12 protein-coding genes are annotated in these 21,255 nt (G+C 71.7%); 10 read left to right on the top strand and 2 right to left on the bottom strand.

Going from position 1 to position 21,255, the window contains the following annotated elements:
• Positions 1 to 47 precede the first annotated feature (47 nt).
• From K4B79_RS38440 to K4B79_RS38430, 3 genes are all read left to right on the top strand, one after another.
• Entirely contained in the window at positions 48 to 2,174 is a 2,127-nt protein-coding gene (locus K4B79_RS38440; protein ID WP_232032059.1) for an ATP-binding protein, read from the top strand.
• A 121-nt stretch (positions 2,175 to 2,295) separates the two neighbouring features.
• Entirely contained in the window at positions 2,296 to 3,978 is a 1,683-nt protein-coding gene (locus K4B79_RS38435) for a PucR family transcriptional regulator (RefSeq protein ID WP_232032058.1), read from the top strand.
• Between the two features lie 215 nt (positions 3,979 to 4,193).
• Positions 4,194 to 5,639 (top strand): aldehyde dehydrogenase family protein, encoded by a 1,446-nt coding sequence (locus tag K4B79_RS38430; RefSeq protein ID WP_232032057.1) that lies wholly within the window; start codon positions 4,194 to 4,196, stop codon positions 5,637 to 5,639.
• 97 nt (positions 5,640 to 5,736) lie between these two features.
• On the opposite strand, the gene K4B79_RS38425 is transcribed toward K4B79_RS38430, so the two are convergent.
• Positions 5,737 to 8,571: a glycoside hydrolase family 3 C-terminal domain-containing protein gene (locus K4B79_RS38425; RefSeq protein WP_232032056.1), complete on the bottom strand. Its 2,835-nt coding sequence runs from the start codon at positions 8,569 to 8,571 to the stop codon at positions 5,737 to 5,739.
• Between the two features lie 349 nt (positions 8,572 to 8,920).
• On the opposite strand from K4B79_RS38425, the gene K4B79_RS38420 reads away from it, so the two are divergent.
• The 7 genes from K4B79_RS38420 to K4B79_RS38390 all read left to right on the top strand — a co-directional run bounded on the left by K4B79_RS38420 (position 8,921) and on the right by K4B79_RS38390 (position 19,949).
• Positions 8,921 to 10,618: an extracellular solute-binding protein gene (locus K4B79_RS38420; RefSeq protein WP_232032055.1), complete on the top strand. Its 1,698-nt coding sequence runs from the start codon at positions 8,921 to 8,923 to the stop codon at positions 10,616 to 10,618.
• 27 nt (positions 10,619 to 10,645) lie between these two features.
• Complete coding sequence (locus K4B79_RS38415; RefSeq protein WP_232032054.1) at positions 10,646 to 11,680, top strand: ABC transporter permease; 1,035 nt, start codon at positions 10,646 to 10,648, stop codon at positions 11,678 to 11,680.
• Positions 11,677 to 12,627, top strand: coding sequence for a carbohydrate ABC transporter permease (locus K4B79_RS38410; protein WP_232032053.1), 951 nt, complete (start codon positions 11,677 to 11,679; stop codon positions 12,625 to 12,627). The genes K4B79_RS38415 and K4B79_RS38410 overlap by 4 nt, the downstream gene beginning before the upstream one ends.
• A 152-nt stretch (positions 12,628 to 12,779) precedes the next feature.
• Positions 12,780 to 14,990, top strand: a complete 2,211-nt coding sequence (locus K4B79_RS38405) for a sialidase family protein (RefSeq protein WP_232032052.1) — start codon at positions 12,780 to 12,782, stop codon at positions 14,988 to 14,990.
• Complete coding sequence (locus K4B79_RS38400) at positions 14,990 to 16,981, top strand: beta-galactosidase (RefSeq protein WP_232032051.1); 1,992 nt, start codon at positions 14,990 to 14,992, stop codon at positions 16,979 to 16,981. The genes K4B79_RS38405 and K4B79_RS38400 overlap by 1 nt, the downstream gene beginning before the upstream one ends.
• Entirely contained in the window at positions 16,978 to 19,185 is a 2,208-nt protein-coding gene (locus K4B79_RS38395; protein ID WP_232032050.1) for a glycosyl hydrolase family 95 catalytic domain-containing protein, read from the top strand. Before K4B79_RS38400 ends, K4B79_RS38395 begins: the two co-directional genes overlap by 4 nt.
• Before the next feature lie 50 nt (positions 19,186 to 19,235).
• Complete coding sequence (locus K4B79_RS38390) at positions 19,236 to 19,949, top strand: glycoside hydrolase family 12 protein (protein ID WP_232032049.1); 714 nt, start codon at positions 19,236 to 19,238, stop codon at positions 19,947 to 19,949.
• A gap of 30 nt (positions 19,950 to 19,979) precedes the next feature.
• Here the strand turns inward: K4B79_RS38390 and K4B79_RS38385 are convergent, their stop codons facing one another.
• A complete protein-coding gene (locus K4B79_RS38385) occupies positions 19,980 to 21,167 on the bottom strand; it encodes a sulfotransferase family protein (protein WP_232032048.1) in 1,188 nt (395 codons plus the stop codon).
• Between the last annotated feature and the right edge of the window lie 88 nt (positions 21,168 to 21,255).

Here is a 21,255-nt window from a genome sequence, read left to right as displayed (position 1 = left end):
ATTGACCGCTGATGGTGGACGGAACGGCTGGTCAAGGGGCGAGGGCGATGGACAGCGACGGGACGCGGGACACCCGGGGTACGCATGCGAACCCTGTGCCACGTCCGGCAGGGCCCCCACGGATGCCGGCGACACCCCCGCGGCCGGCCGCCGCGCCGGGCACGCCGCCGATGCCGGACGGGTCGGCCTTCCTCACCTGGCTGCGCACGCCCCGGCCCGAGGCGGCCCCGGGCGTGTGGCGGTTCGGGCACACGGCCCGGCCGGACGAGGAGCCCGAGCAGATCCCGACCCGGCAGCTGCTCAGCGGCGCCGTGATCGCCTTCCTGGTGGGCTGGCTGGTCTGGTCGCTGCTGTGGAACGGCTACCTCGGCGGCTGGTGGGTGCTGCCCCTGGAGCTGTTCACCCCCGATTCCTGGCGGCACAGCGACGACCGCGTCGGCAACGCGATCCTCTGGTACGGCTACTACACGCTCATCGCCCTCACGATCATGCTGGTCGTCGGCCGGCTCGGCCGCTGGGGCGAGGTCTGGCGCCGCTTCGGCCCGCCCGCCTGGAGCCGGGCGCTCCCGGCCGTGGAGCGGCCCGTGACACCGGAGCAGGACCCCGCCGAATGGCCCGAGCTGCGGATGGCCGGAGCCGTCGACGCCGCCGAGCGGCTGGCCGCCGAGGCCCGCGCCGGGCTGATGAAGGACGTCGACCACGCCCGGATCACCCGTGCCTGGCAGGGCGTGCGCAGCGGCCGGCACAGCCTGGCCACCTTCACCGGCACCGTCCTGCAAGAGGGCGCCGCCGCCTGTCTGCACCCCTCCGGCGCCCGCGACCTGCCGACCCGGCTGGCCCGGCACGACCTCATGACCGGCCAGGTGCGCCTGGGCACCACGGCCGACGACAAGCGCAACCCCTACGGCTACCGCGGCGCCGGCCTCGGCCTCGGACCCGACCTGCTCGGCACCTCCCTGCTCGCCGTCGGCCCGGCCGGCTCCGGCAAGACCGGCACCGTCGTCCAGCCGCTCGCCGAGTCGCTGTGCCTGCACGCCCTCGCCGGCCGCGCCGCCGTCGTCGTGGTCGGTGCCGCGGGCGCGGGGCTCGGCCCGACCGACGCCTACGACGTCGTCGTACGCATCGGGAATCCGGAATCCGTCTACGACCTCGACCTGTACGGCGGGACGGGTGATCCGGACGAGGCGGCGGCCGTGCTCGCCGAAGCCCTCGTCGGGGACCTCGCCGATCCGCACCAGGGCGGGGACACCCGCCGGTCCACCACCGTCCTCGCCCAGCTGCTCGGCCCCTTCCGGGCGGTCCACGGCCGCTTCCCCTCCGTACCGGAGCTGCGGCAGCTGCTGGACGGCGCGCCGGGGCCCATGGCCGCACTGCGCAAGGGGCTCCAGGAGGCCGGGCACGAGTCGCTGCTGCGGGAACTGGACGCGCGCGAGCGGCAGATGGGGCACCCGGGGGACGTCGGGGGCGTGCTCGCGGACCGGGTCGCGCTGCTCGACCGGCCCGCGTTCGCCGGGTTCTTCGACACGTCGGGGCAGTCGCGGCCGTTCTCGCTCAAGGCGCTGGACCATCCCGTGCGGGTGCGCATCGACCTGCCGCAGCGTGGGCACGCCGACGCCTCGCGGATGCTGGCGCGGCTGGTGCTCGCCCAGTTCACGGCCAGTGTCGCCGTGCGCGAGGACCGGTCCCTGTTCGCCTGCCTGGTCCTCGACGACGCCACCGGCGTGGTGACCCCGGAGGCCGTCCGGGGCGTCCAGCGGCTGCGGTCGGGCAACGCCGGGGTGGTGCTGACGCTGCGCACCCTGGACGACGTACCGAGGCCGCTGCGCGGGCCGCTGCTCGGGTCCATCGGGTGCCGGATGGCGCTGTCCGGGCTCACGCCGTGGGACGGGCAGGACTTCGCCGAGGTGTGGGGCAAGGAGTGGATCGAGGCGCGGGACGTCACCGACCGGCAGATCATCGCCGAGACCCCGGCCGGCAAGGCGCTGCACGCGGTGCGCCGGGTGATCACCGGCAAGGCGCCGACCGCGCGGGCGGTGACCGTACGGCAGGTCGAGCGGGAGCGGTGGTCGCCCTCCGAACTGGCGCACGGGGTGCCGCCGGGGCACGCGGTGCTCTCGCTGACCAACGTGAAGGGGGAGCACGCGCCGCCGCTGCTGGTGGATCTGCGGGGGTGAGCGGTGCGGGGTGACCGTACGGTGAGGCAGAATCGTCACGGGTCGTTCATACGTGGCGGCCAAAAGCACACAAGGATCACGACGGTCTCACCTCCCGCGGTCACTCCACCCTGAAGGCCTCATGCCCCCCACGCTCGCCTCGCTCGTCCACCACTCCGCGCTGAAGCTGACCGTGCGGGCGGGCGAGGACCGCCTCGACGTGCCGGTCCGCTGGGCGCACGTCAGCGAGCTCGCCGACCCCGTCCCCTACATGGAGGGCGGGGAACTGCTGCTGATCACCGCCCTCAAACTGGACGCCGAGGATCCGGACGTCATGGCGCGGTACGTCAAGCGGCTGGTCGGGGCCGGGGTGGTCGGGCTCGGCTTCGCCGTCGGCGTCAACTACGACGAGATCCCCGCCGCCCTCGTGGCGGCGGCCGAGCAGGAGGGGCTGCCCCTCCTTGAGGTGCCGCGGCGCACGCCCTTCCTCGCGATCAGCAAGGCCGTGTCCGCGGCCATCGCGGCCGACCAGTACCGGTCGGTGACGGCGGGCTTCGCCGCCCAGCGCGAGCTGACCCGGCAGGCGCTCACCGACGGCCCGGAGGGGCTGCTGAGCGCGCTCGCGGGCCAGGTCGACGGATGGGCGGCGCTCTACGACGCGTCCGGCGCCGTCGTCGCCACCGCGCCGGAGTGGGCGGGACGGCGGGCCGCCCGGCTGACGGCGGACGTCGAACGGCTGCGGGAACGGCCGGCGCCCGCCTCCTCGGTCGTGGGGGACCCGGACCACGAGGACCGCATCGAGCTGCACTCCCTGGGCACCGGGCGGCGCGCCCGCGCGGCCCTGGCCGTGGGGACGGCGGCGGCCCTCGGTACGGCCGAGCGGTACGCCGTCCACTCGGCCATCGCGCTGCTGACCCTGACCACCGAACGCTCCCGGTCCCTGCACGCGGCCGAACAGCGCCTCGGGGCGGCGGTGCTGCGCATGCTGCTCGCCGGGGAGCCGGACCACGCGCGGGCCGTGGCCGGGGACCTGTACGGGGAACTGCTGGACGCGCCGTTCCGGATGATCATCGCCGAGTCCGCCTCCTCGGCCTCGGCGGCGCGGGTGCGGCCCGAGGGGCACACCGGCACCCCGCCCACGCGGTCGACCGCGGCGACACTGGCCGCCGCGGACCCGGGCGGCGATCCGCTGGCCGCGCTCACCGAGGTCATGGAGTCGGCGGCGGCCCGGGCCGGGGAGGCCGTGCTCGTCGTCCCGGAGAACGGGGGCGGCGAGAGCGAACGGCTGGTGGTGCTGGCCGCGGACGGCGGGGCCGCGGTGACCGCGTGCGGGGAGTACGCGGAGGCGCTGGAGGCCGCGCGGGCGGGGACCGACGAGCAGGAGGCCGGCGGGGACGGGGACGAACTCGTCGTCGGGCTGTCGGCGCCGGCCGGGCCGATCGCCGCGGCGGCGGCCTACAAGCAGGCCGAGCAGGCGTTGTCGGTGGCCCGGCGGCGGGGGCGGGTGTGTGTGGAGCATGAGCAGATGGCCGCGGGGTCTGTGCTGCCGTTGCTCGCCGACGACGCGGTGAAGGCCTTCGCGGACGGGCTGTTGCGGCCTCTGTTCGAGCATGACGCTCGGGGGCGGGGGGATCTGATCGCCTCGCTGCGGGCCTGGTTGTCGCGGCACGGGCAGTGGGATGCGGCTGCGGCGGATCTGGGGGTGCATCGGCATACGCTGCGGTACCGGATGCGGCGGGTGGAGGAGATTCTCGGGCGGTCGGTGGATGATCCGGACGCGCGGATGGAGCTGTGGTTGGCGTTGAAGGCGACGTCGGCGGAGTAGGGGTGGGTGTTGGGTTGCCGTGTGGGTCTCTCGCCCCCGCCGCCCCTACCCGTCCCATCCCTGGGGGCTGCGCCCCCAGACCCCGCTGTCGGCCCTGAAGGGGCCTCGTCCTCAAACGCCGGACGGGCTGAATGGGCCATGTCGGAGTGAAGTTCGCGCTCACCGCTCCACCCTGGACAAACAATCCCCGCCCGCCCCACCCCTACCGTGGACCCATGACTTCCACGCACGCCTTCTGGCTCGCCGGCCGCCAGGTCATCGGCGAGGACACCTTTGACGTCACCTCCCCGTGGGACGGTCGTCTCGTCGGCAGGGTCGCCGTGCCGACGGACGGGCAGATCGAGGAGGCGGTGGCCGCCGCGTACGCCGTGCGGGAGGACTTCGCGGCGACGCCGGCGCATGTGCGCGCCGCTGCCCTGGACCATGTGAGCCGGCGGCTCGTCGAGCGCACCGAGGAGATCGCGCGGCTGATCTCCGCGGAGAACGGCAAGCCGGTCAAGTGGGCGCGGGGTGAGGTCGGCCGTGCGGTCTCGGTGTTCCGGTTCGCGGCGGAGGAGGCCCGGCGGTTCAACGGCGGCGAGGCCCAGCGGCTCGACACCGACGCCGGCGGGCAGGGCCGGCTGGCCCTGACCCGGCGGTTCCCGAAGGGGGTCGTCCTCGGCATCGCGCCGTTCAACTTCCCGCTGAACCTGTGCGCCCACAAGATCGCCCCGGCGATCGCGGCCGGCGCGCCGATCATCCTGAAGCCCGCCCCGGCCACCCCGCTCTCCGGTCTCGTCATCGGTGAGCTGCTCGCGGAGACCGAGCTGCCGGCCGGTGCCTGGAGCATCCTGCCCGTCCCGAACGACCGGATGCCCGCCCTCGTCCAGGACGAGCGGCTGCCCGTGATCTCCTTCACCGGTTCCGAGAAGGTCGGCTACGCGATCATGGACTCGGTGCCGCGCAAGCACTGCACGCTGGAGCTGGGCGGCAACGGCGCGGCCGTCGTCCTCGGGGACTACGCGAGCGACGAGGACCTCGACTGGGCCGCCACCCGCATCGCCACCTTCTCCAACTACCAGGGCGGGCAGTCCTGCATCTCGGTGCAGCGGGTCATCGCCGACGCGTCGGTGTACGACCGGCTGCTGCCCCGGATCGTCGCCGCCGTCGAGGCCCAGGTCACCGGTGACCCGGGTGACGACGCGACCGATGTGGGCCCGCTGGTCAGCGAGGACGCGGCCCGGCGCGTCGAGGCGTGGGTGCAGGAAGCGGTCGAGGCGGGCGCGAGCCTGCTGACGGGCGGCAAGCGCGACGGCGCCTCCTACGCGCCGACCGTCCTCACCGACGTGCCGGCGGACGCCACCCTCTCCTGCGAGGAGGTCTTCGGGCCTGTCCTCACCGTGCAGAGGGCGGACGGGGAGGCGGCGGCCTTCGCGGCCGTCAACGCCTCCAAGTACGGCCTCCAGGCAGGGGTGTTCACCCACGACCTGCAGGCCGCCTTCCGCGCCCACCGCGCTCTCGAGGTCGGCGGTGTCGTCATCGGTGACGTGCCCTCCTATCGCGCCGACCAGATGCCGTACGGCGGCGTCAAGCAGTCCGGGGTCGGCCGGGAAGGCGTGAAGTTCGCGATGGACGACTACACCTACGAGCGGGTGCTGGTCCTCACCGGGCTCGCCCTCTAGCTAATGGGAACCGTTTTCAGATAAGGTCCCCGAAGGGGTCCGGCACCGATGCCTTCCGGTGCCGGACCCCTTCCTTGTGTCGGCCTGGTCCGGACCCTCAACCGGAGAAGCCGACGTGCGCGAGCCGCAGTGGGCCGCGCAGTCCGACGCGCAGGTCGCGCACACCCTCGACGGCCAGGGCGGCGCCGAGCGCGGTGTAGTCGTACGGGTCGCCGGAGCCGCTCGCCGTCAGTTCCGCGAGCACCGGGCCGCCGTCGACCGACAGCTCGACCGTGCCCTCGCCCGCCACGGTCACCGTCACCCGGGTCGTGCCGGTCCCGAAGTCGCAGGCGCGGTAGAGCAGTTCACCGGTCAGGCCGGGAACCGCCGTCACCGCGTCGCCCTCGGTCTTCGTCCGGTCGACGATGTCGACGCCGCTCTGCTCGTCGAAGTCGGCCGCGTCCAGACCCCGTCGCAGGACGGCACGCGGTGCACCGGGCTCGCCGTCGAGCGGCACGGTCGTACGGAGCCGGACGTCCTCGCTGGAGGCGCCGGCCAGGATGTCGTACGGGCCCGGTTCCAGCCGCCACCCGCCCTGGGCCACGTCCCAGAACTCCAGGGCGTGCGACGGGACGTCGAAGGCGAGCTCCGCCCGGGCGCCCGGCGCCAGCGTGACCCGGCGGTGGGCCACCAGCTGGCGGCGCGGACGCGGGACCGTCGGGTCCGCGGCGCGGACGTAGACCTGGGCGACCTCGTCGGCCTCACGGTCCCCGGTGTTCGTGACCGTGAACGACACGTGCAGGGTGCCGTCCTCGACGCGGGTCGCGAGATCGCCGTAGGAGAAGGACGCGTACGACAGCCCGTGTCCGAAGGGGAACAGCGGGGTGCCCTCGAAGTACAGGTAGGTCTGGCGGCCGCCGATCACGTCGTAGTCGAGGAGGTCGGGCAGGTCGGCGTCGTCGGCGTACCAGGTCTGCGGGAGGCGGCCGGCGGGGGAGACGTCGCCGGCCAGGACGCGGGCCAGGGCGGTGCCGGCCGCCTGGCCGCCGTGGGCCGTCCACAGCACCGCGGGCAGGGCGGTGGTGTCGACGGCGTACGGGTACGCCGAGACCAGCGCGAGGACGGTGTTCGGGTTGGCCGCGCGGGCCGCGCGCAGCAGGCGCTCCTGGTGGGCGGGCAGCCGCAGGGTGGTGCGGTCCTCGGTCTCGCGGCCGCGGATGTGCGGGTCGTTGCCCGCGACCACCAGGACCACGTCGGCCTCGGCGGTGACCCTGGTCACTGCGTCCTCGCCACGTTCGACGACGATGAGCTCCAGCGTTTCCGGATTCTCGTCGGCAACCTTTACTCCGTCGGCGGAGACAGAGACGTGGCGACCCGTTCCGACATGCCTGAGGAGGTGTCCGTTCTCGTGCGGTTCCAGACGGAACGTCTCCTGGACGATCCAGCCGCCCGGCTGGTCCGCGGAGGCGCGGACGAAGCCGTCCTCGGCGACCGAGAGGTAGCGGCCGTCGGGGGCGCGCAGCGTGAGGGTGCCCTCGCCCCAGTCGATCAGCGCGAACTCGGTGCCGGCCGGGTCGGTGGTGAGCGGGGGCAGGTCGGTGCGGCCCGCGAGCAGCGCCGGGTCGAGGGCGCCCTCGGCGCCGCGCGCCTCGTCGGTGGCGCCGTCGGCGGCGGGCACGTGCAGGAACGTACCTTCACCGGTCTTCAGCAGGACCCGGTCCACGCCCTCCGCGAACTCCACCCGCTCGGCGCCGAACCGCTCGTACAGGCCCTCCAGCGGGGTGGAGCGGTGGATGAGGGTGCCGCTGTACCAGTCGAGCTTGCACTCGTCGGCGAGGAGGCCGACCACCGCGATCCGGGCGTCCTGGGCGAGGGGCAGCGTCCCGTCGTTCTTGAGCAGGACGATCGCCTGCTCGGCGGCCTCCCGTGCGAGGTCGCGGTGTGCCGGGGTGTCGAAGTCCTTGGTCCCGGCGTGCGGGTCGTCCCGCGGGTCGAACTCACCGAGCCGGAACCGGACCGAGAGCTGACGGCGGACGGCCGTGTCGATGTCGGCCTCGCTCAGCAGGCCCCGCTCGTGGGCCTTCATGATGCGGCCGATCATCTGCGCGCTGTCCGTGCCGTGGTCGGTGAAGCTGTCGACGCCGGCCCGCAGGGAGGCCGCGGTGGCCTCCTCGTGGGTGTCGAAGTAGTGCTCGTGGTCGACCAGGTTGCTGGGCGCGCCCGCGTCCGAGCAGACCAGCAGCTCCTCCTCGGTCCAGGCGCGCAGATGCTCGTCCAGATACGGCGAGACATGGTTCGGACGGCCGTTGACCAGGTTGTACGCCGGCATCACCCCGGCCACCGCGCCCGCCTCGACGGTCTCGCGGAAGGCCCGCAGGTCGTACTCGTGCAGCACGCGCGGGCGGACCGAGCTCGACGAGGTGGCCCGGTCCGTCTCGTTGTTGTGCGCCAGCCAGTGCTTGAGCACCGGGGCCGTGCGCCAGTAGGTGGGGTGGTCGCCGCGCAGCCCGCGCGTGTACGCGGTGGCGATGGCCGAGGTGAGCTTCGGGTCCTCCGAGTAGCCCTCCTCGTTACGGCCCCACAGCGGGTGCCGGAGGAGGTTGACGGTGGGCGCCCAGACGTTCAGGCCCACGCGGTCGTCGTGGGCGCGCATCGCCCGGACCTCCTGGGACACCGCCTCGCCGACCCGGCGCACCAGATCCGTGTTCCAGGTCGCGCCCAGGCCCACGGCCTGCGGGAACACGGTGGCCGGGCCCATCCAGGCGACGCCGTGCAGCGCCTCCTGGCCGGTACGGAACGCGGCGACGCCGAGGCGGTCGACGGCGGGGGCGAACTGGTGCAGGAAGGCGGCCTTCTCGTCGAGGGTCAGCCGCGACAGCAGATCGTCGATGCGCTTCGCGAACGGCAGGCTCGGATCGCGGAAAGGCGGCGTGGGCGGCGGGTGTGCGGTCACGTGGGGTTCCCTTTGCTGTGGAGCGGCGACGCGCTTTCGAAGCGCTTCGATGCTCATTCGACGCGGGGGTGGGTGTCAAGAGACCTCAGGGCAACAAGTCCGACTCCTGACCGTTATTTCAAGGGAGTGGCGAGACGGATCAGTGGGGCCATGGCTCCGAGGAATCTTGGATACGACCCTTGTGCACCCCTGGGTGTTCACTTAACCTCACAGCAACATCGAAGCGCTTCGACTGGCCGGATCCGGTGCCTGGTCGAAAAAACGCTTCAGCTCAGCCAGTTCCACTCAAGACACCGCAGCCGACGGCTCCACCGCCGGGTGTCCTGGTGCGCCATGAAGGGTTGACGCAATGACGCCGAATGCCGCCGCCTCCTCTCCTGGTCCTTCCGGACCGAGCCGGAGAAGCTTCCTCGCCTCGACGGCGGTCGCCACCGCCGCGGTGGCGGGCGGGATGCCGCTGCTTGCCGCCTGCGGTGGGTCGCAGGAGGCCCGTAAGGAGGGAACGACGTCCGGCAAGGACGCCGCGAAGATCCTCCCGGCCTTCGTCGCTTCGAACGTCGTGACCCCGGACATCCCCTCGAAGAACGGCTCGCCGGTCGGCTTCACCAAGGCGATCCCGGCGGCCGAGCTGAAGACCTCGGTGCCGCAGAAGCTGGGCAGCGGCGGCAAGCTGACCGCCATGACCCCCTACTGGGGCACCCCGCCGAAGGGGAACAACCCGTACTACACGGCCATGAACAAGGCCATCGGCGTCGACATCACCTGGCAGAACCAGGATGGCGTCACCTACGACCAGAAGCTCGGCGCCGTCCTCGCCTCCAGCGACATCCCCGACATCGTCGTGGTGCCCGACTGGAACCTCACGGGCCGGATACCCACGGCCATCAACGCCAAGTTCGCGGACCTCGGACCGTACCTGTCCGGTGACAAGGTCAAGGAGTACCCGAACCTCGCGGCCGTCCCCAGCGACGCGTGGCAGCGGGGCATCTTCGGGGGCCAGCTCCGGGCTATCCCGATGCCGGCCTCCTATGTCACCGGCATGGCGGCCATGTACCGCAAGGACCTCTTCCAGAAGGAGGGGTACGCCGTCCCGAAGAGCCCCGACGAGTTCCTGTCCTGGGCCAAGTCGGCGACCAAGGCCAGGTCGAAGGTCTGGGCCTGTGACGACATGAAGTGGACGGCGCTCCAGGTCTTCGGAGTCCAGCCGGGCGGCGACAAGGCGCTGTGGTGGAACCTGGAGGGCGGCAAGCTCGTCAACCGCATCGAGACCCCGCAGTACCTGGAAGCCCTGGAGTGGACACGCAAGCTCTACGCGGCCGGTGTGGTCCACCCGGACGCGGTCTCGGGCAAGTCGGGCGGCAGCGCGGCCAACCGCTTCACCGCGGGGCAGGTGCTGGTCTACAACAACAACATCTCCGACTGGTGGGGCAAGACCGCCGAACAGCGGACTCAGAACCCCGACTTCGAGATGGGGGTCATCGACGTCTTCGGCCCCGACGGCGGCGATCCCACCCTGTGGGCGGGGCAGCCGGGCGGCATGTTCAGCTTCATCAGCAAGAAGGCGAGCAAGCAGCAGATCAAGGACTTCCTCGCGCTGTGCAACTACTGCGCCGCTCCCTACGGCACCAAGGAGTTCATGCTCACCGCCTACGGCGTGGAGGGCACCGACTACACGGTGAAGGACGGCCTGCCGGTCAAGACGCAGCAGGGCGTCAACGAGGTCAGCAGCACCTACGACCTCACGGGCAACCCCGCACCGTACGTCGCCTACCCCGACTTCCCCGACATCACCCGGGGCATCGTCGAGTACCAGCAGCGCATGGGCGCCTTCACCAAGAAGTCCTCCTTCTACGGGCTGACCGTCACCGAGCCGACCCGCTGGGCCAACCTCGTCGACGACTTCGAGCAGTTGGAGGACGACGTCGTGCGCGGCCGCAAGAAGATCAGCGACGTCCAGCAGGCCGTCTCCGACTGGAAGAAGCGCGGCGGCGACGACCTGCGCGCGTGGTACATGAAGCTGCTCGACGACAACGGGTCGGCGAGCTGACGCGAGGCTGAGGCAAGGAGAACGGCCGTGTCACACAGCACGGTGCCTCGCAGCAGGGCCGAGGCGGACACCCCCACAAAGACCCCGACCGCGTCCGGCGGCACCACCGGGCGCCGGGACACCGGGCGGCAGGGCAGGATCGGCTTCTGGGTGCGCCTGAGGCGCGACCGGACGCTGCTGCTGATGACGTTGCCCGCGGTCCTGCTGGTCCTGGTCTTCAACTACGTGCCGATCCTCGGCAACGTCGTCGCCTTCCAGGACTACGACCCCTACCTCAGCGACAACGGCTTCGTCGCGATGTTGCAGAGCCCCTGGGTCGGCATCGAGCAGTTCCAACGGGTCTTCGAGGACTCCCAGTTCTGGCACGCCGTGCAGAACACGTTCGTCCTCTTCTTCCTCCAGCTGCTGCTGTTCTTCCCGGTGCCGATCGTGCTCGCGCTGCTCATCAACAGCGTGATCAGGCCCCGGGTCAGGGCGGTCGCCCAGGCGATCATGTACCTGCCGCACTTCTTCTCCTGGGTGCTCGTCGTCACCGTCTTCCAGCAGATCTTCGGCGGCGCCGGCGTCATCGCGCAGACCCTGGCCGACCACGGTGTGAACGGCTTCGACGTGATGACCGACCCGTCGACGTTCAAGTACCTGGTCACGGTCCAGATGATCTGGAAGGACGCGGGCTGGGGCATCATCGTCTTCCTCGCGGCGCTCTCCTCGGTGAGCAACGACCTGTACGAGGCCGCCGCGATGGACGGCGCCGGACGCTGGCGCCGCATGTGGCACATCACGCTGCCGGCGCTTCGTCCGGTGATCGCCCTGCTGCTGGTGCTGCGGGTCGGCGACGCGCTGACCGTCGGCTTCGAGCAACTGCTGCTGCAACGGCAGGCGGTGGGCCCGGACGCCTCCGAGGTCCTCGACACCTACGTGTGGTGGAACGGCATCCGCAACCAGGACTTCAGCTACGCGGCCGCGGCCGGTCTGATCAAGGGCCTCGTCGGACTGACCCTCGTCCTCGTGGCGAACAAGGTCGCCCATCTCATGGGCGAGCAGGGGGTGTACAAGAAGTGAGTACGGTCGTCGACCGCCCCTCGTTGACGGAAGTGGCGAAGAAGCCGAGCCCATGGGCCGCACCGCCCCGTCCGTCCTGGGAGGAGGAGCCCGCCAAGGCCGGGCTCGCCGCCAAGGGCATCGTCCTCGCCTTCGCCTGCTTCGCGATCCTGTTCCCCCTGTGGATCGTGATCGTGACCAGCCTCTCCTCGAAGAAGACCATCGACGAGACGGGCGGGCTGGTGGTGATCCCGAAGGACATCACCTTCATCGCCTACCAGGAACTGCTCAGCGGCGGTCAGGTGCAGCGGGCGGCGCTCGTCAGCATCGGGGTGACCCTGGTCGGCACGCTGTTCAGCATGACCGTGTCGGTGCTGTGCGCCTACGGGCTGTCCCGGACCGGTTCGTTGGGGCACCGCTGGATCCTGATGACCCTGCTCGCCACGATGTTCTTCGGCGCCGGGCTGATCCCCACCTATCTGCTGGTGCAGGCCCTCGGCCTGATGGACACGTATCTGGCGCTGATCCTGCCGAGCGCGGTGAGTGTCTTCAACATCCTGGTTCTGCGCGGGTTCTTCATGGGGATCTCGCCGGAACTCATCGACAGCGCGCGGATCGACGGGGCGGGTGACTGGCGGATCCTGTGGAAGATCGTGATGCCGTTGTCGCGGGCCGTGCTCGCCGTCATCGCCCTGTTCTACGCCGTCGGGTACTGGAGTGCCTGGTTCAACGCGTCGATCTATCTGACCGACCAGGACAAGATGCCGTTGCAGAACATCATGATCCAGCTCGTGCAGAAGCAGGAGCGGCCGGTGGGGTTGACGACGGAGATCAACACCGGGCAGCTGTCGGCGCTGGCCATTCAGATGGCCGTCATGGTGATGGCTCTGTTGCCGGTGGCGGTTCTTTCGCCGTTCGTCCAGCGGCATTTCAAGAAGGGCATGCTCACGGGTGCGGTGAAGGGTTGACCCGCGCCCAGTCAATGGGGTGGTGGGTGTCGTACGGCGACTGCTCGTAGTTCGTGGCTGGTCGCGCCCACGCGGCGGAGCCGCATATCAATGCGGCCCCGCGTCCCTTAAGTCGGACCTCTCCCCCCTTCTCATACAGCGAGGTATGTGTCATGCGCGTGTCCGGTCTCAGTCGTCGTGCCGTTCTTGCCGGGACCGCGGCTGCTGCCGCGCTGGCCGCGGGTCCCGCAGTTCAGGGACGTGCGTATGCCGCGGTGGCCGCCGCTCCTTCCTACCGCTGGCGGACCGCCGTCATCGGCGGTACCGGCTTCGTCACCGGTGTTCTCTTCCACCCCTCCGTCCGGGGGCTCGCCTACGCCCGTACCGACATCGGCGGGGCCTACCGCTGGGACGACCGGGCGGCGCGCTGGACCGCGCTCACCGATCACCTCGGGTGGGACGACTGGAACCTGACGGGTGTCGAGGCGATGGCGGTCGACCCGGTGCATCCGGACCGGCTGTATCTGGCGCTCGGTACCTACACACAGTCCTGGGTGGGCAACGGCGCGGTGCTGCGGTCGGAGGACCGGGGGGCCACCTGGAGACGCACCGACCTGGACGTGAAGCTCGGGGCCAACGAGGACGGGCGGGGGACGGGGGAGCGGCTGCTCGTCGACCCGAGGGACAGCGACACGCTGTGGCTGGGGACCAGGCACGACGGGCTGCTGAAGTCCACCGACCGAGGCGCCACCTGGGCGGTCGCGAGCGGCTTCCCGGGCACGCCGAGCGCCACCGGGCAGGGCGTGACCCTCCTGGTCGCCGCCGGACGGACCGTCTACGCGGGCTGGGGCGACTCCGACGGGACCGCCGCCAACCTGTACCGCACCGCCGACGGCGGCACCTGGGAAGCCGTCCCCGGGCAGCCCTCCGGCACCGCCGCCAAGGTCCCGGTCCGCGCCGCGTACGACTGCCTCACCCGTGAGCTGTACGTGACGTACGCCAACGCCCCCGGGCCCAACGGGCAGTCCGACGGCAGCGTCCACAAGCTGGCCACCGTCACCGGCAGGTGGACCGAGGTCACGCCGGTGAAGCCGGGCGGGACCACGAGCGACGGCTCCGCCGACACCTTCGGCTACGGCGGGGTCGCCGTCGACGCCCGCCGGCCCGGCACGGTCGTGGTGTCCACCAACAACCGGTGGGCCGACATCGACACCGTCTACCGCTCCACGAACGGCGGCCGCACCTGGACGTCCCTGAAGGACACCGCGGTCTTCGACGTCTCCGAGACCCCCTTCCTCAAGTGGGGTGGCGACAAGCCGAAGTTCGGCTGGTGGATCCAGGCCCTCGCCCTCGACCCGTACGACTCGAAGCACATCGTCTACGGCACCGGCGCCACCCTCTACGGCACGCGGGACCTGAAGAACTGGGCCCCGCAGATCCGCGGCCTGGAGGAGACCTCCGTACGCCAGCTGATCTCGCCCCCGGTCGGGACGGCGCACCTGATCAGCGGACTCGGGGACATCGGCGTGATGTACCACGAGCGGCTCACCGCCTCGCCCTCGCGCGGCATGGCCTCCAACCCCGTGTTCGGAACGGCGACGGGACTCTCGCAGGCCACGCGCAAGCCGGCGTACGTCGTGCGCACCGGCTGGGGCGACCACGGCAACGGCGCCTACTCGAACGACGGCGGACAGACCTGGGCGCCCTTCAAGGCCCAGCCCTCCATCGCCAAGGACGCACCGGGGCCGATCGCCACCAACGCCGACGGCGGTGTGCTGCTCTGGGTGTTCGTGCACTGGGACGGCACGAAGTACCCGGCCTACCGCTCGACGGACAACGGCGCCACCTGGACCGAGGTCCCCTCCTTCCCGAAGGGCGCCACGCCGGTCGCCGACCCGGCCGACCCGACGCGCTTCTACGCCTACGACACCGACACGGGAACGCTACTCGCCAGCACTGACAGTGGCCTCACGTTCACCAAGGGTGCGACCGGGCTGCCGTCCGGGGACGGCCAGTTCGAGCTGGTCGCGGCACCGGGGCGGTCGGGTGACCTGTGGGTCTCAGCCAAGGGGAACGGGCTGTTCCGGTCCACCGACGGCGGCGCGACCGTCACGAAGGTCACCAGCACCTCCGCCTCGCACACCCTCGGCTTCGGCAAGGCCGCCGAGGGCGCCGACTACCCGGCGCTCTACATGGTCGGCAGCCCCGGGAGCATCACCGCCGTGTACCGCTCCGACGACGGCGCGAAGACCTGGACGCGGATCAACGACGACCGGCACCAGTGGGGCTGGATCGGCGAGACCATCACCGGCGACCCGCGCGTGTACGGCCGCGTGTACATCGCCACCAACGGGCGGGGCATCCAGTACGGGGAGCCGGTCTGATGCCGGGCCTCGGTGACGCCACCCGCGGCCGCATCCTCTACGGCGGCGACTACAACCCCGAGCAGTGGCCCGAGGAGACCTGGCAGGAGGACGTCCGGCTGATGACGGCCGCCGGGGTCAACTCCGTCACCCTCGGCGTCTTCTCCTGGTCCCGGCTCGAACCCCGGCCGGGGGAGAGGGAGTTCGGCTGGCTCGACCGGCTGATGGACCTCATGCACGACCACGGCATCGGGGTGGTGCTCGCCACCCCGACCGCCTCCCCGCCGCCGTGGATGGGCCACCTCCACCCCGACACCCTGCCCGTCGACCAGGACGGCCGCACCGAGTGGTGGGGCGGCCGCCAGCACTTCTCGCACTCCAGCGACACCTACCGCCGTTACGCCGCCGCCATCACCGAGGACCTCGCCGCCCGCTACGGCGGCCACCCGGCCCTCACCATGTGGCACATCAACAACGAGTACTGCACCTACGACTGGAGCGACCGCGCCGCCGCCCGTTTCCGGGACTGGCTCCGGGCGAAGTACGGCACGCTCGACGCCCTCAACGAGGCCTGGGGCACCGCCTTCTGGAGCCAGGGCTACGGCGACTGGGCCGAGATCCACACCCCCCGCCACGCCCACTACATGAAGAACCCCGGCCAGGTGCTGGACTTCAAGCGGTTCACCTCCGACATGCTCCTGGAGTGCTATGTCGCCGAACGCGACATCGTCCGCCGGGCCACCCCGCACCTCCCCGTGACCACCAACTTCATGCCGCTGTGGGTCGGCCAGGACGCCTGGCGCTGGGCCGAGGAGGAGGACGTCGTCTCCGTCGACCTCTATCCCGATCCGCGGGATCCGCTGGGCGCCCAGAACGGCGCCCTGGTGCAGGACATGACCCGCTCGCAGGCCCGCGGTCCCTGGATGCTGATGGAGCAGGCCGCCGGGCCCGTCAACTGGCGGGGCGTCAACCACCCCAAGCCGCGCGGTCTCAACCGCCTGTGGTCCCTCCAGGCCGTGGCCCGGGGCGCCGACGCCGTCTGCTACTTCCAGTGGCGCCAGTCCCGGCAGGGCGCGGAGAAGTTCCACTCCGGGATGGTCAGCCACGCGGGGGAGGAGGGCCGGACGTACCAGGAGGTGAAGCGGCTCGGCGCCGAACTCGCCGTGATCGCCCCCGAGGTGACGGGCCGTCACACCGCCAACGACATCGCCGTACTCCACGACTGGCACGCCTGGTGGGCCGGCGCCCAGGACGGCCGGCTCTCCCACCGGGTCGACCATCCCGACCTCCTCAAGGCCTGGCACCGGGCCCTGTGGGAGGCGCACCTCACCACCGACTTCGCCCACCCCGAGCACGATCTGAGCGCCTACAGGCTGGTCGTCGTGCCACAGGCGTACGCCCTCACCGACGCGGCGATCGAGAACCTCCTCGGGTACGTCCGCCGGGGCGGCACCCTCGTCTCGGGCTTCCTCACCGGCGTCGCCGACGAGGACGACCGGGTCCGCGCGGGCGGGATGGACGCCCGGCTGCGTGAGCTGTTCGGCATCCGCACCCTGCACGAGTGGTGGCCGCTGGACGCCGACGAGCACGTCGAGTGCGACGGGTTCCGCGGCACCCTGTGGTCGGAGGAGATCGACGGGGCCGAGGACGCCGAGGTCCGGGCCGCCTACAAGGGCGGTGAGCTCGACGGGCTGCCCGCGGTGCTGCGCCGGGGCCGTGCCTGGTACCTCTCGACGCTGCCCGAGCCCGCCGCGCTGCGCGATCTGCTCGCCGGGATCGCCGCCGAGGCGGGTGCCCGTCCCGTGCTCGACGCGCTGCCCGAGGGGGTCGAGGCGGTCCGCCGCGGCGACCTGCTGTTCGTCCTCCACCACGGGCGCGATCCGGTCACCGTCCAGGTGCCCGGCAGACACCGGGACCTGCTGACCGGAGGGGCCGTCGAGGGCGAGCTCACACTCGGCCGGTACGGAGCGGCTGTGCTCAAGGCGGTGCCCGAGGCGGTGCCCACGCCATGACCGACGGTCCCGTCCACGGCACCTGGGAACCGCACCCGGCCACCCGCTGGGAGGACGGTTTCCTCAGCGGCAACGGCCGGCACGGCGCCCTCGTGTTCGGCGAACCGACCGACGAGCGGGTCGTCGTGACCCACCACACCCTCGTCCGCCCCAACGGCACCGAGGACGCCCGCCCGCCCGAGCTCGCCGCCGAACTCCCCGCGCTCCAGGACCGGTTGCTCGCCGGCGACCTGCACGCCGCCGAGAGCTTCACCGACGGACGCGACCTGCGGTGGGTGAAGCCCTTCCACCCGGCCTTCGAGATACGGCTGCGACGGCGATCCGGTCACGGCACCGACTACCGCCGGTCGGTCGACTTCACCACCGGCGTCGCCCGGACCGAGTGCGCGGACGGAGGCGGCCAGGTCTTCGTCTCCCGCGCCGACGACGTCATCGTCCAGCGGGTCACCACCCCCGACCTGGACATCTCCCTGGACCACCGGCTCCCGGGCGCGCCCCACGACCTGGCCGTGGGCCACGGCGCCGTCCTCACCCCCGAGGGCGCCCTGCTCACCCTGCGGGCCCGCTACCCCGGCGGTGACCGCGCCTACACCGGCGTGACGCTGGTCGTGGTCACGGGCGGCCGGACCTCCCTCATCCCGCCGGGCCTGCGGATCACCGGCGCGGACTCCGTGCTGCTGCTCACCCGTGTGCTGTGCCACCCGGACGGACCCGACGCCGAGGACCGGGACGCCCTCACCCACGCCCGCGCCCTCGGCGATCTGATCCCGGACGACGAGGACCCGTACACCGCGCTCCTCGCCCGCCACACCGACCTGCACCGCACGGCCTACGAACGCGTCACCCTCGACCTCGACGCCGACCCGGCCGAACGCGCCCTGCCCGGCTCGGAGTTGCTCACCCGCCCCGAGAGCCCCGCCCTGCTGGAACGCCTCTTCGCCGCCGGCCGCTACCACCTGCTGTCCGCCTCCGGCATGCTGCCGCCCCGCCTGGTCGGCCTGTGGACCGGCGACTGGAACACCGCCTGGGCCGGGGCCTTCACCAACGACGCCAACCTCAACCTCCAGACCGCCTCCGCCGCGGCCGCCGCCCTCCCCGAAGTCACCGAGGCCCACGCCTCCCTGATCCATCGTCAGCTGGACGACTGGGCCGCCAACGCCCGCGCGGTCTTCGGCGCCCGCGGTGTCATGGCCCCCGCGCACACCGACGGCGAGTCCGGGCTGACATACCACTTCAGCCGTGAATACCCCCTGCACCTGTGGACGGCGGGCGCCGACTGGCTGCTCAAGCCGCTCGTCGACCACGACGAGACCCGCGGCGAGAAGGACCCCCGCACGGCCCACGCGCTCGCCCAGGTCGCCCTGTTCTACGAGGACTTCCTCACCCGCACCGACGACGAGGGCCACCTGGTCGTCGTCCCCTCCTACTCGCCGGAGAACCGGCCCGCGAACGCGAGCTGGGGCGCGATCAACGCGGCCATGGACCTCTCGGCCGCCCGGCACGCCCTGCTCACGGCCGCCGAGTACCACCCCGAGCGGGCGCGGGACTGGCGTGCCCTCGCCGACCGGCTTCCGCCCCACCGGATCAACGCCGACGGCGCCCTCGCCGAGTGGGCCTGGCCAGGACTCGACGACACCTACGACCACCGCCACCTCAGCCACCTCTACGGCGTCTGGCCGCTCGACGAGATCACCCCGTACGACACCCCGGCCCTCGCGGCGGCCGCGCACCGCGCGCTCGCCCTGCGCGGCTCGGAGAACGACTCCGCCCACGGCCATCTGCACCACGCCCTGGTCGCCGCCCGGCTGCGGGACGGCGAACGGGTCGCGCACGCCCTCGGGCAGGTACTCAAGGGGGACTTCTTCCACGCCTCCCTGATGAGCGCGCACTACCCGAACCGGGACGTCTACAACGCGGACGCCGCCCACACCCTGCCCGCCGTGCTGATCGAGACGCTCGTCCAGTCGACCCCCGACCGCCTGGTCCTGCTGCCCGCGCTCCCTGCGGCGTACCCCAGCGGCCGGCTGACCGGCATCCGCACCCGGTTCGGGGCGGAGATCGATCTCACATGGACGCCCGAGACCGTCAGGGCGATGATCAGGCCCACGCGCACCCACCGCGTGGAACTCCGTACTTCCTCCGGCGCCGAACCGCTCGACCTCGTCGCCGGTGAAGACCACGTCCTCTCCCCGAGGGCGTGGTGATCCCCCCGCAATTCCCCCCGCGATTCCCCCCACCCATGGAAAGGGACACCATGGCACAGAGCACGTTGCGCAAGATCACCATGGCCGTTCTGGCCCCGGCGATGGCCTTCGGCGCCACCGTCGGTCTCGCCTCCACCCCCGCCGCGGCCGCCGTCTGGAACTCCTGCGACCAGTGGGGCAACACCAGCCTGAACGGCTACACGCTCTACAACAACATCTGGGGCTCCGGCGCCGGCGCCCAGTGCATCTGGGCGAACTCGGGCACCAACTGGGGTGTCAACGCCAACCACCCCAACACCGGCGGCATCAAGTCCTACCCCAACTCCAAGAAGGTGATCAACAAGTCGATCACCTCGCTGACCTCGCTCACCAGCAACTACAACGTCTCCGTCCCGTCCTCCGGCGCGTACAACACCTCGTACGACATCTGGGACACCGACTACGACTACGAGATCATGCTCTGGGTCAACAAGACCGGCCCCGTCGGCCCCATCGGCTCCTCGCAGGGCAGCGTGACGGTCGGCGGACACAGCTGGAACGTCTTCAAGGGCACCAACGGAGCCAACGAGGTCTTCTCGTTCATCCGCACCTCGAACTCCAACTCCGGCACCGTGAACATCCTGCCGATCCTGAAGTGGATCAAGGACACCAAGGGCTGGATGGGCAACGAGACCATCGGTGACGTGCAGTTCGGCTTCGAGATCACGTCCTCGTCCGGCGGCCTGGACTTCGCCGCCAACAACGTGACGGTCAGCGGAAGCTGATCGACGCCAGGGCCGGGGCCGGCCGTGCCGTCAGGCGCGGTCGACCTCGGCCCGCAGCACGTCGTACTCGGCGAAGGCCGCGTCCACGTCGGCGCGGGTCAGGCCGTAGCGGGCCAGGTCGTAGGTGTGCCGGCGGGCGCCCTTCGGCCGGGCGGCGACCGAGTCCAGCCGGGCCGCCTCGGCCTCCGTCCACCGGGCGCCGACGGCGTCGTAGAGCTTCGGGGCGCTCGCGGCGGGGTCGGTGCCGAGCCAGGAGTAGGGGACGTCCACCAGCGCCTCGCGGGGGATGCCGGCCCTTGCCGCGAGCCCGCGGCTCACCGAGCGGCTCAGCAGGTCGAGCCAGGTGGCGCCCAGGGCGTGCCGGTCGACCGTGCGGCGGGACAGGGCCATACCGCACTCGACCAGGCTGCAGAACGACGCGACGGCGGTCGCCGGGTCGCGGTGCGTCCACACGAGCGTGGCGTCGGGGAACACGCTGTACAGGGCGTCGAGGTTCCCGGTGTGCATGGGGGACTTCAGGATCCAGCGGCGAGGCGGACGGCCGTACTGGAGCACCTGGAGGCACTGCTTGAGATGGCGGTAGTCGGGGAGGAAGTCCCGCTCGAACTGCCGGGCGTGGTACTCGGGCAGGCGGGCCTGGGACAGCGGCACCAGGGCGTGCGGCAGGAGGAAGGTGCACTCCTCGGGGCCCTCCGCGGTCATGGGATGGATGTCGCGGAAGCGCGGCGTGAGCAGATACGTGCCGTCGAGCATCCGGCGCGCGGCCCGGACCGCCTTCTGCCGCTCCTGGGGCGAGGGTCCCAGTCCGGGGGCGAGCAGCTCCCACAGCCGCGGGCAGCGGTGGTCCTCGGAGAGGGAGAGCACGTTGTGGGTCAGCGTGGTGGCGGTGCGCGGCAGGCCCACCACGAACACCGGGCGCTCGACGGGCTCCTCCTCGATGGCCGGATTCTCGGCGATCAGCCGCCGGATCCGGGCCCGGTTGGTCAGATGCCTGCGGACATGGGCCTGCGCCGACTGCCAGCCGACCGGAGACAGCTCCTCGTCGGCCGCCCACTCGCGCAGCAGGAGCCGGAAGCTCTCGACGAACCACTCGTCCCCGTCCGCCTGCCCGGCCCCGCCGAGGATCCGGTCGAAGGCCCGGTCCGGATCGCGCCGGGATCCGAACGCCGGTCGGGTCAGGAGGTTGGCCAGCGTCAGGGGGAGCGGGGTGGAGGGCACGAGGCGGAATTCCTTTCACCGGGTCACCGGGGCTCGGTCACCCAACAAGCCTGCCCGACAGGGGAGTTCGCGCAGCGGTCGCCCCCCC

The organism is Streptomyces lincolnensis, assembly GCF_021173675.1.
Lineage (GTDB): Bacteria > Actinomycetota > Actinomycetes > Streptomycetales > Streptomycetaceae > Streptomyces > Streptomyces lincolnensis_B.
Note: the sequence above shows the minus strand (reverse complement) of the source record. Positions and strands in the feature narration are given on the sequence as shown.

Coding starts and splice junctions, on each gene's coding strand:
- K4B79_RS38435 (WP_232032058.1), top strand. CDS start 2,296: ATGCCCCCCACGCTCGCCTCGCTCGTCCACCACTCCGCGCTGAAGCTG.
- K4B79_RS38405 (WP_232032052.1), top strand. CDS start 12,780: ATGCGCGTGTCCGGTCTCAGTCGTCGTGCCGTTCTTGCCGGGACCGCG.
- K4B79_RS38395 (WP_232032050.1), top strand. CDS start 16,978: ATGACCGACGGTCCCGTCCACGGCACCTGGGAACCGCACCCGGCCACC.
- K4B79_RS38390 (WP_232032049.1), top strand. CDS start 19,236: ATGGCACAGAGCACGTTGCGCAAGATCACCATGGCCGTTCTGGCCCCG.
- K4B79_RS38420 (WP_232032055.1), top strand. CDS start 8,921: ATGACGCCGAATGCCGCCGCCTCCTCTCCTGGTCCTTCCGGACCGAGC.
- K4B79_RS38400 (WP_232032051.1), top strand. CDS start 14,990: ATGCCGGGCCTCGGTGACGCCACCCGCGGCCGCATCCTCTACGGCGGC.
- K4B79_RS38430 (WP_232032057.1), top strand. CDS start 4,194: ATGACTTCCACGCACGCCTTCTGGCTCGCCGGCCGCCAGGTCATCGGC.
- K4B79_RS38440 (WP_232032059.1), top strand. CDS start 48: ATGGACAGCGACGGGACGCGGGACACCCGGGGTACGCATGCGAACCCT.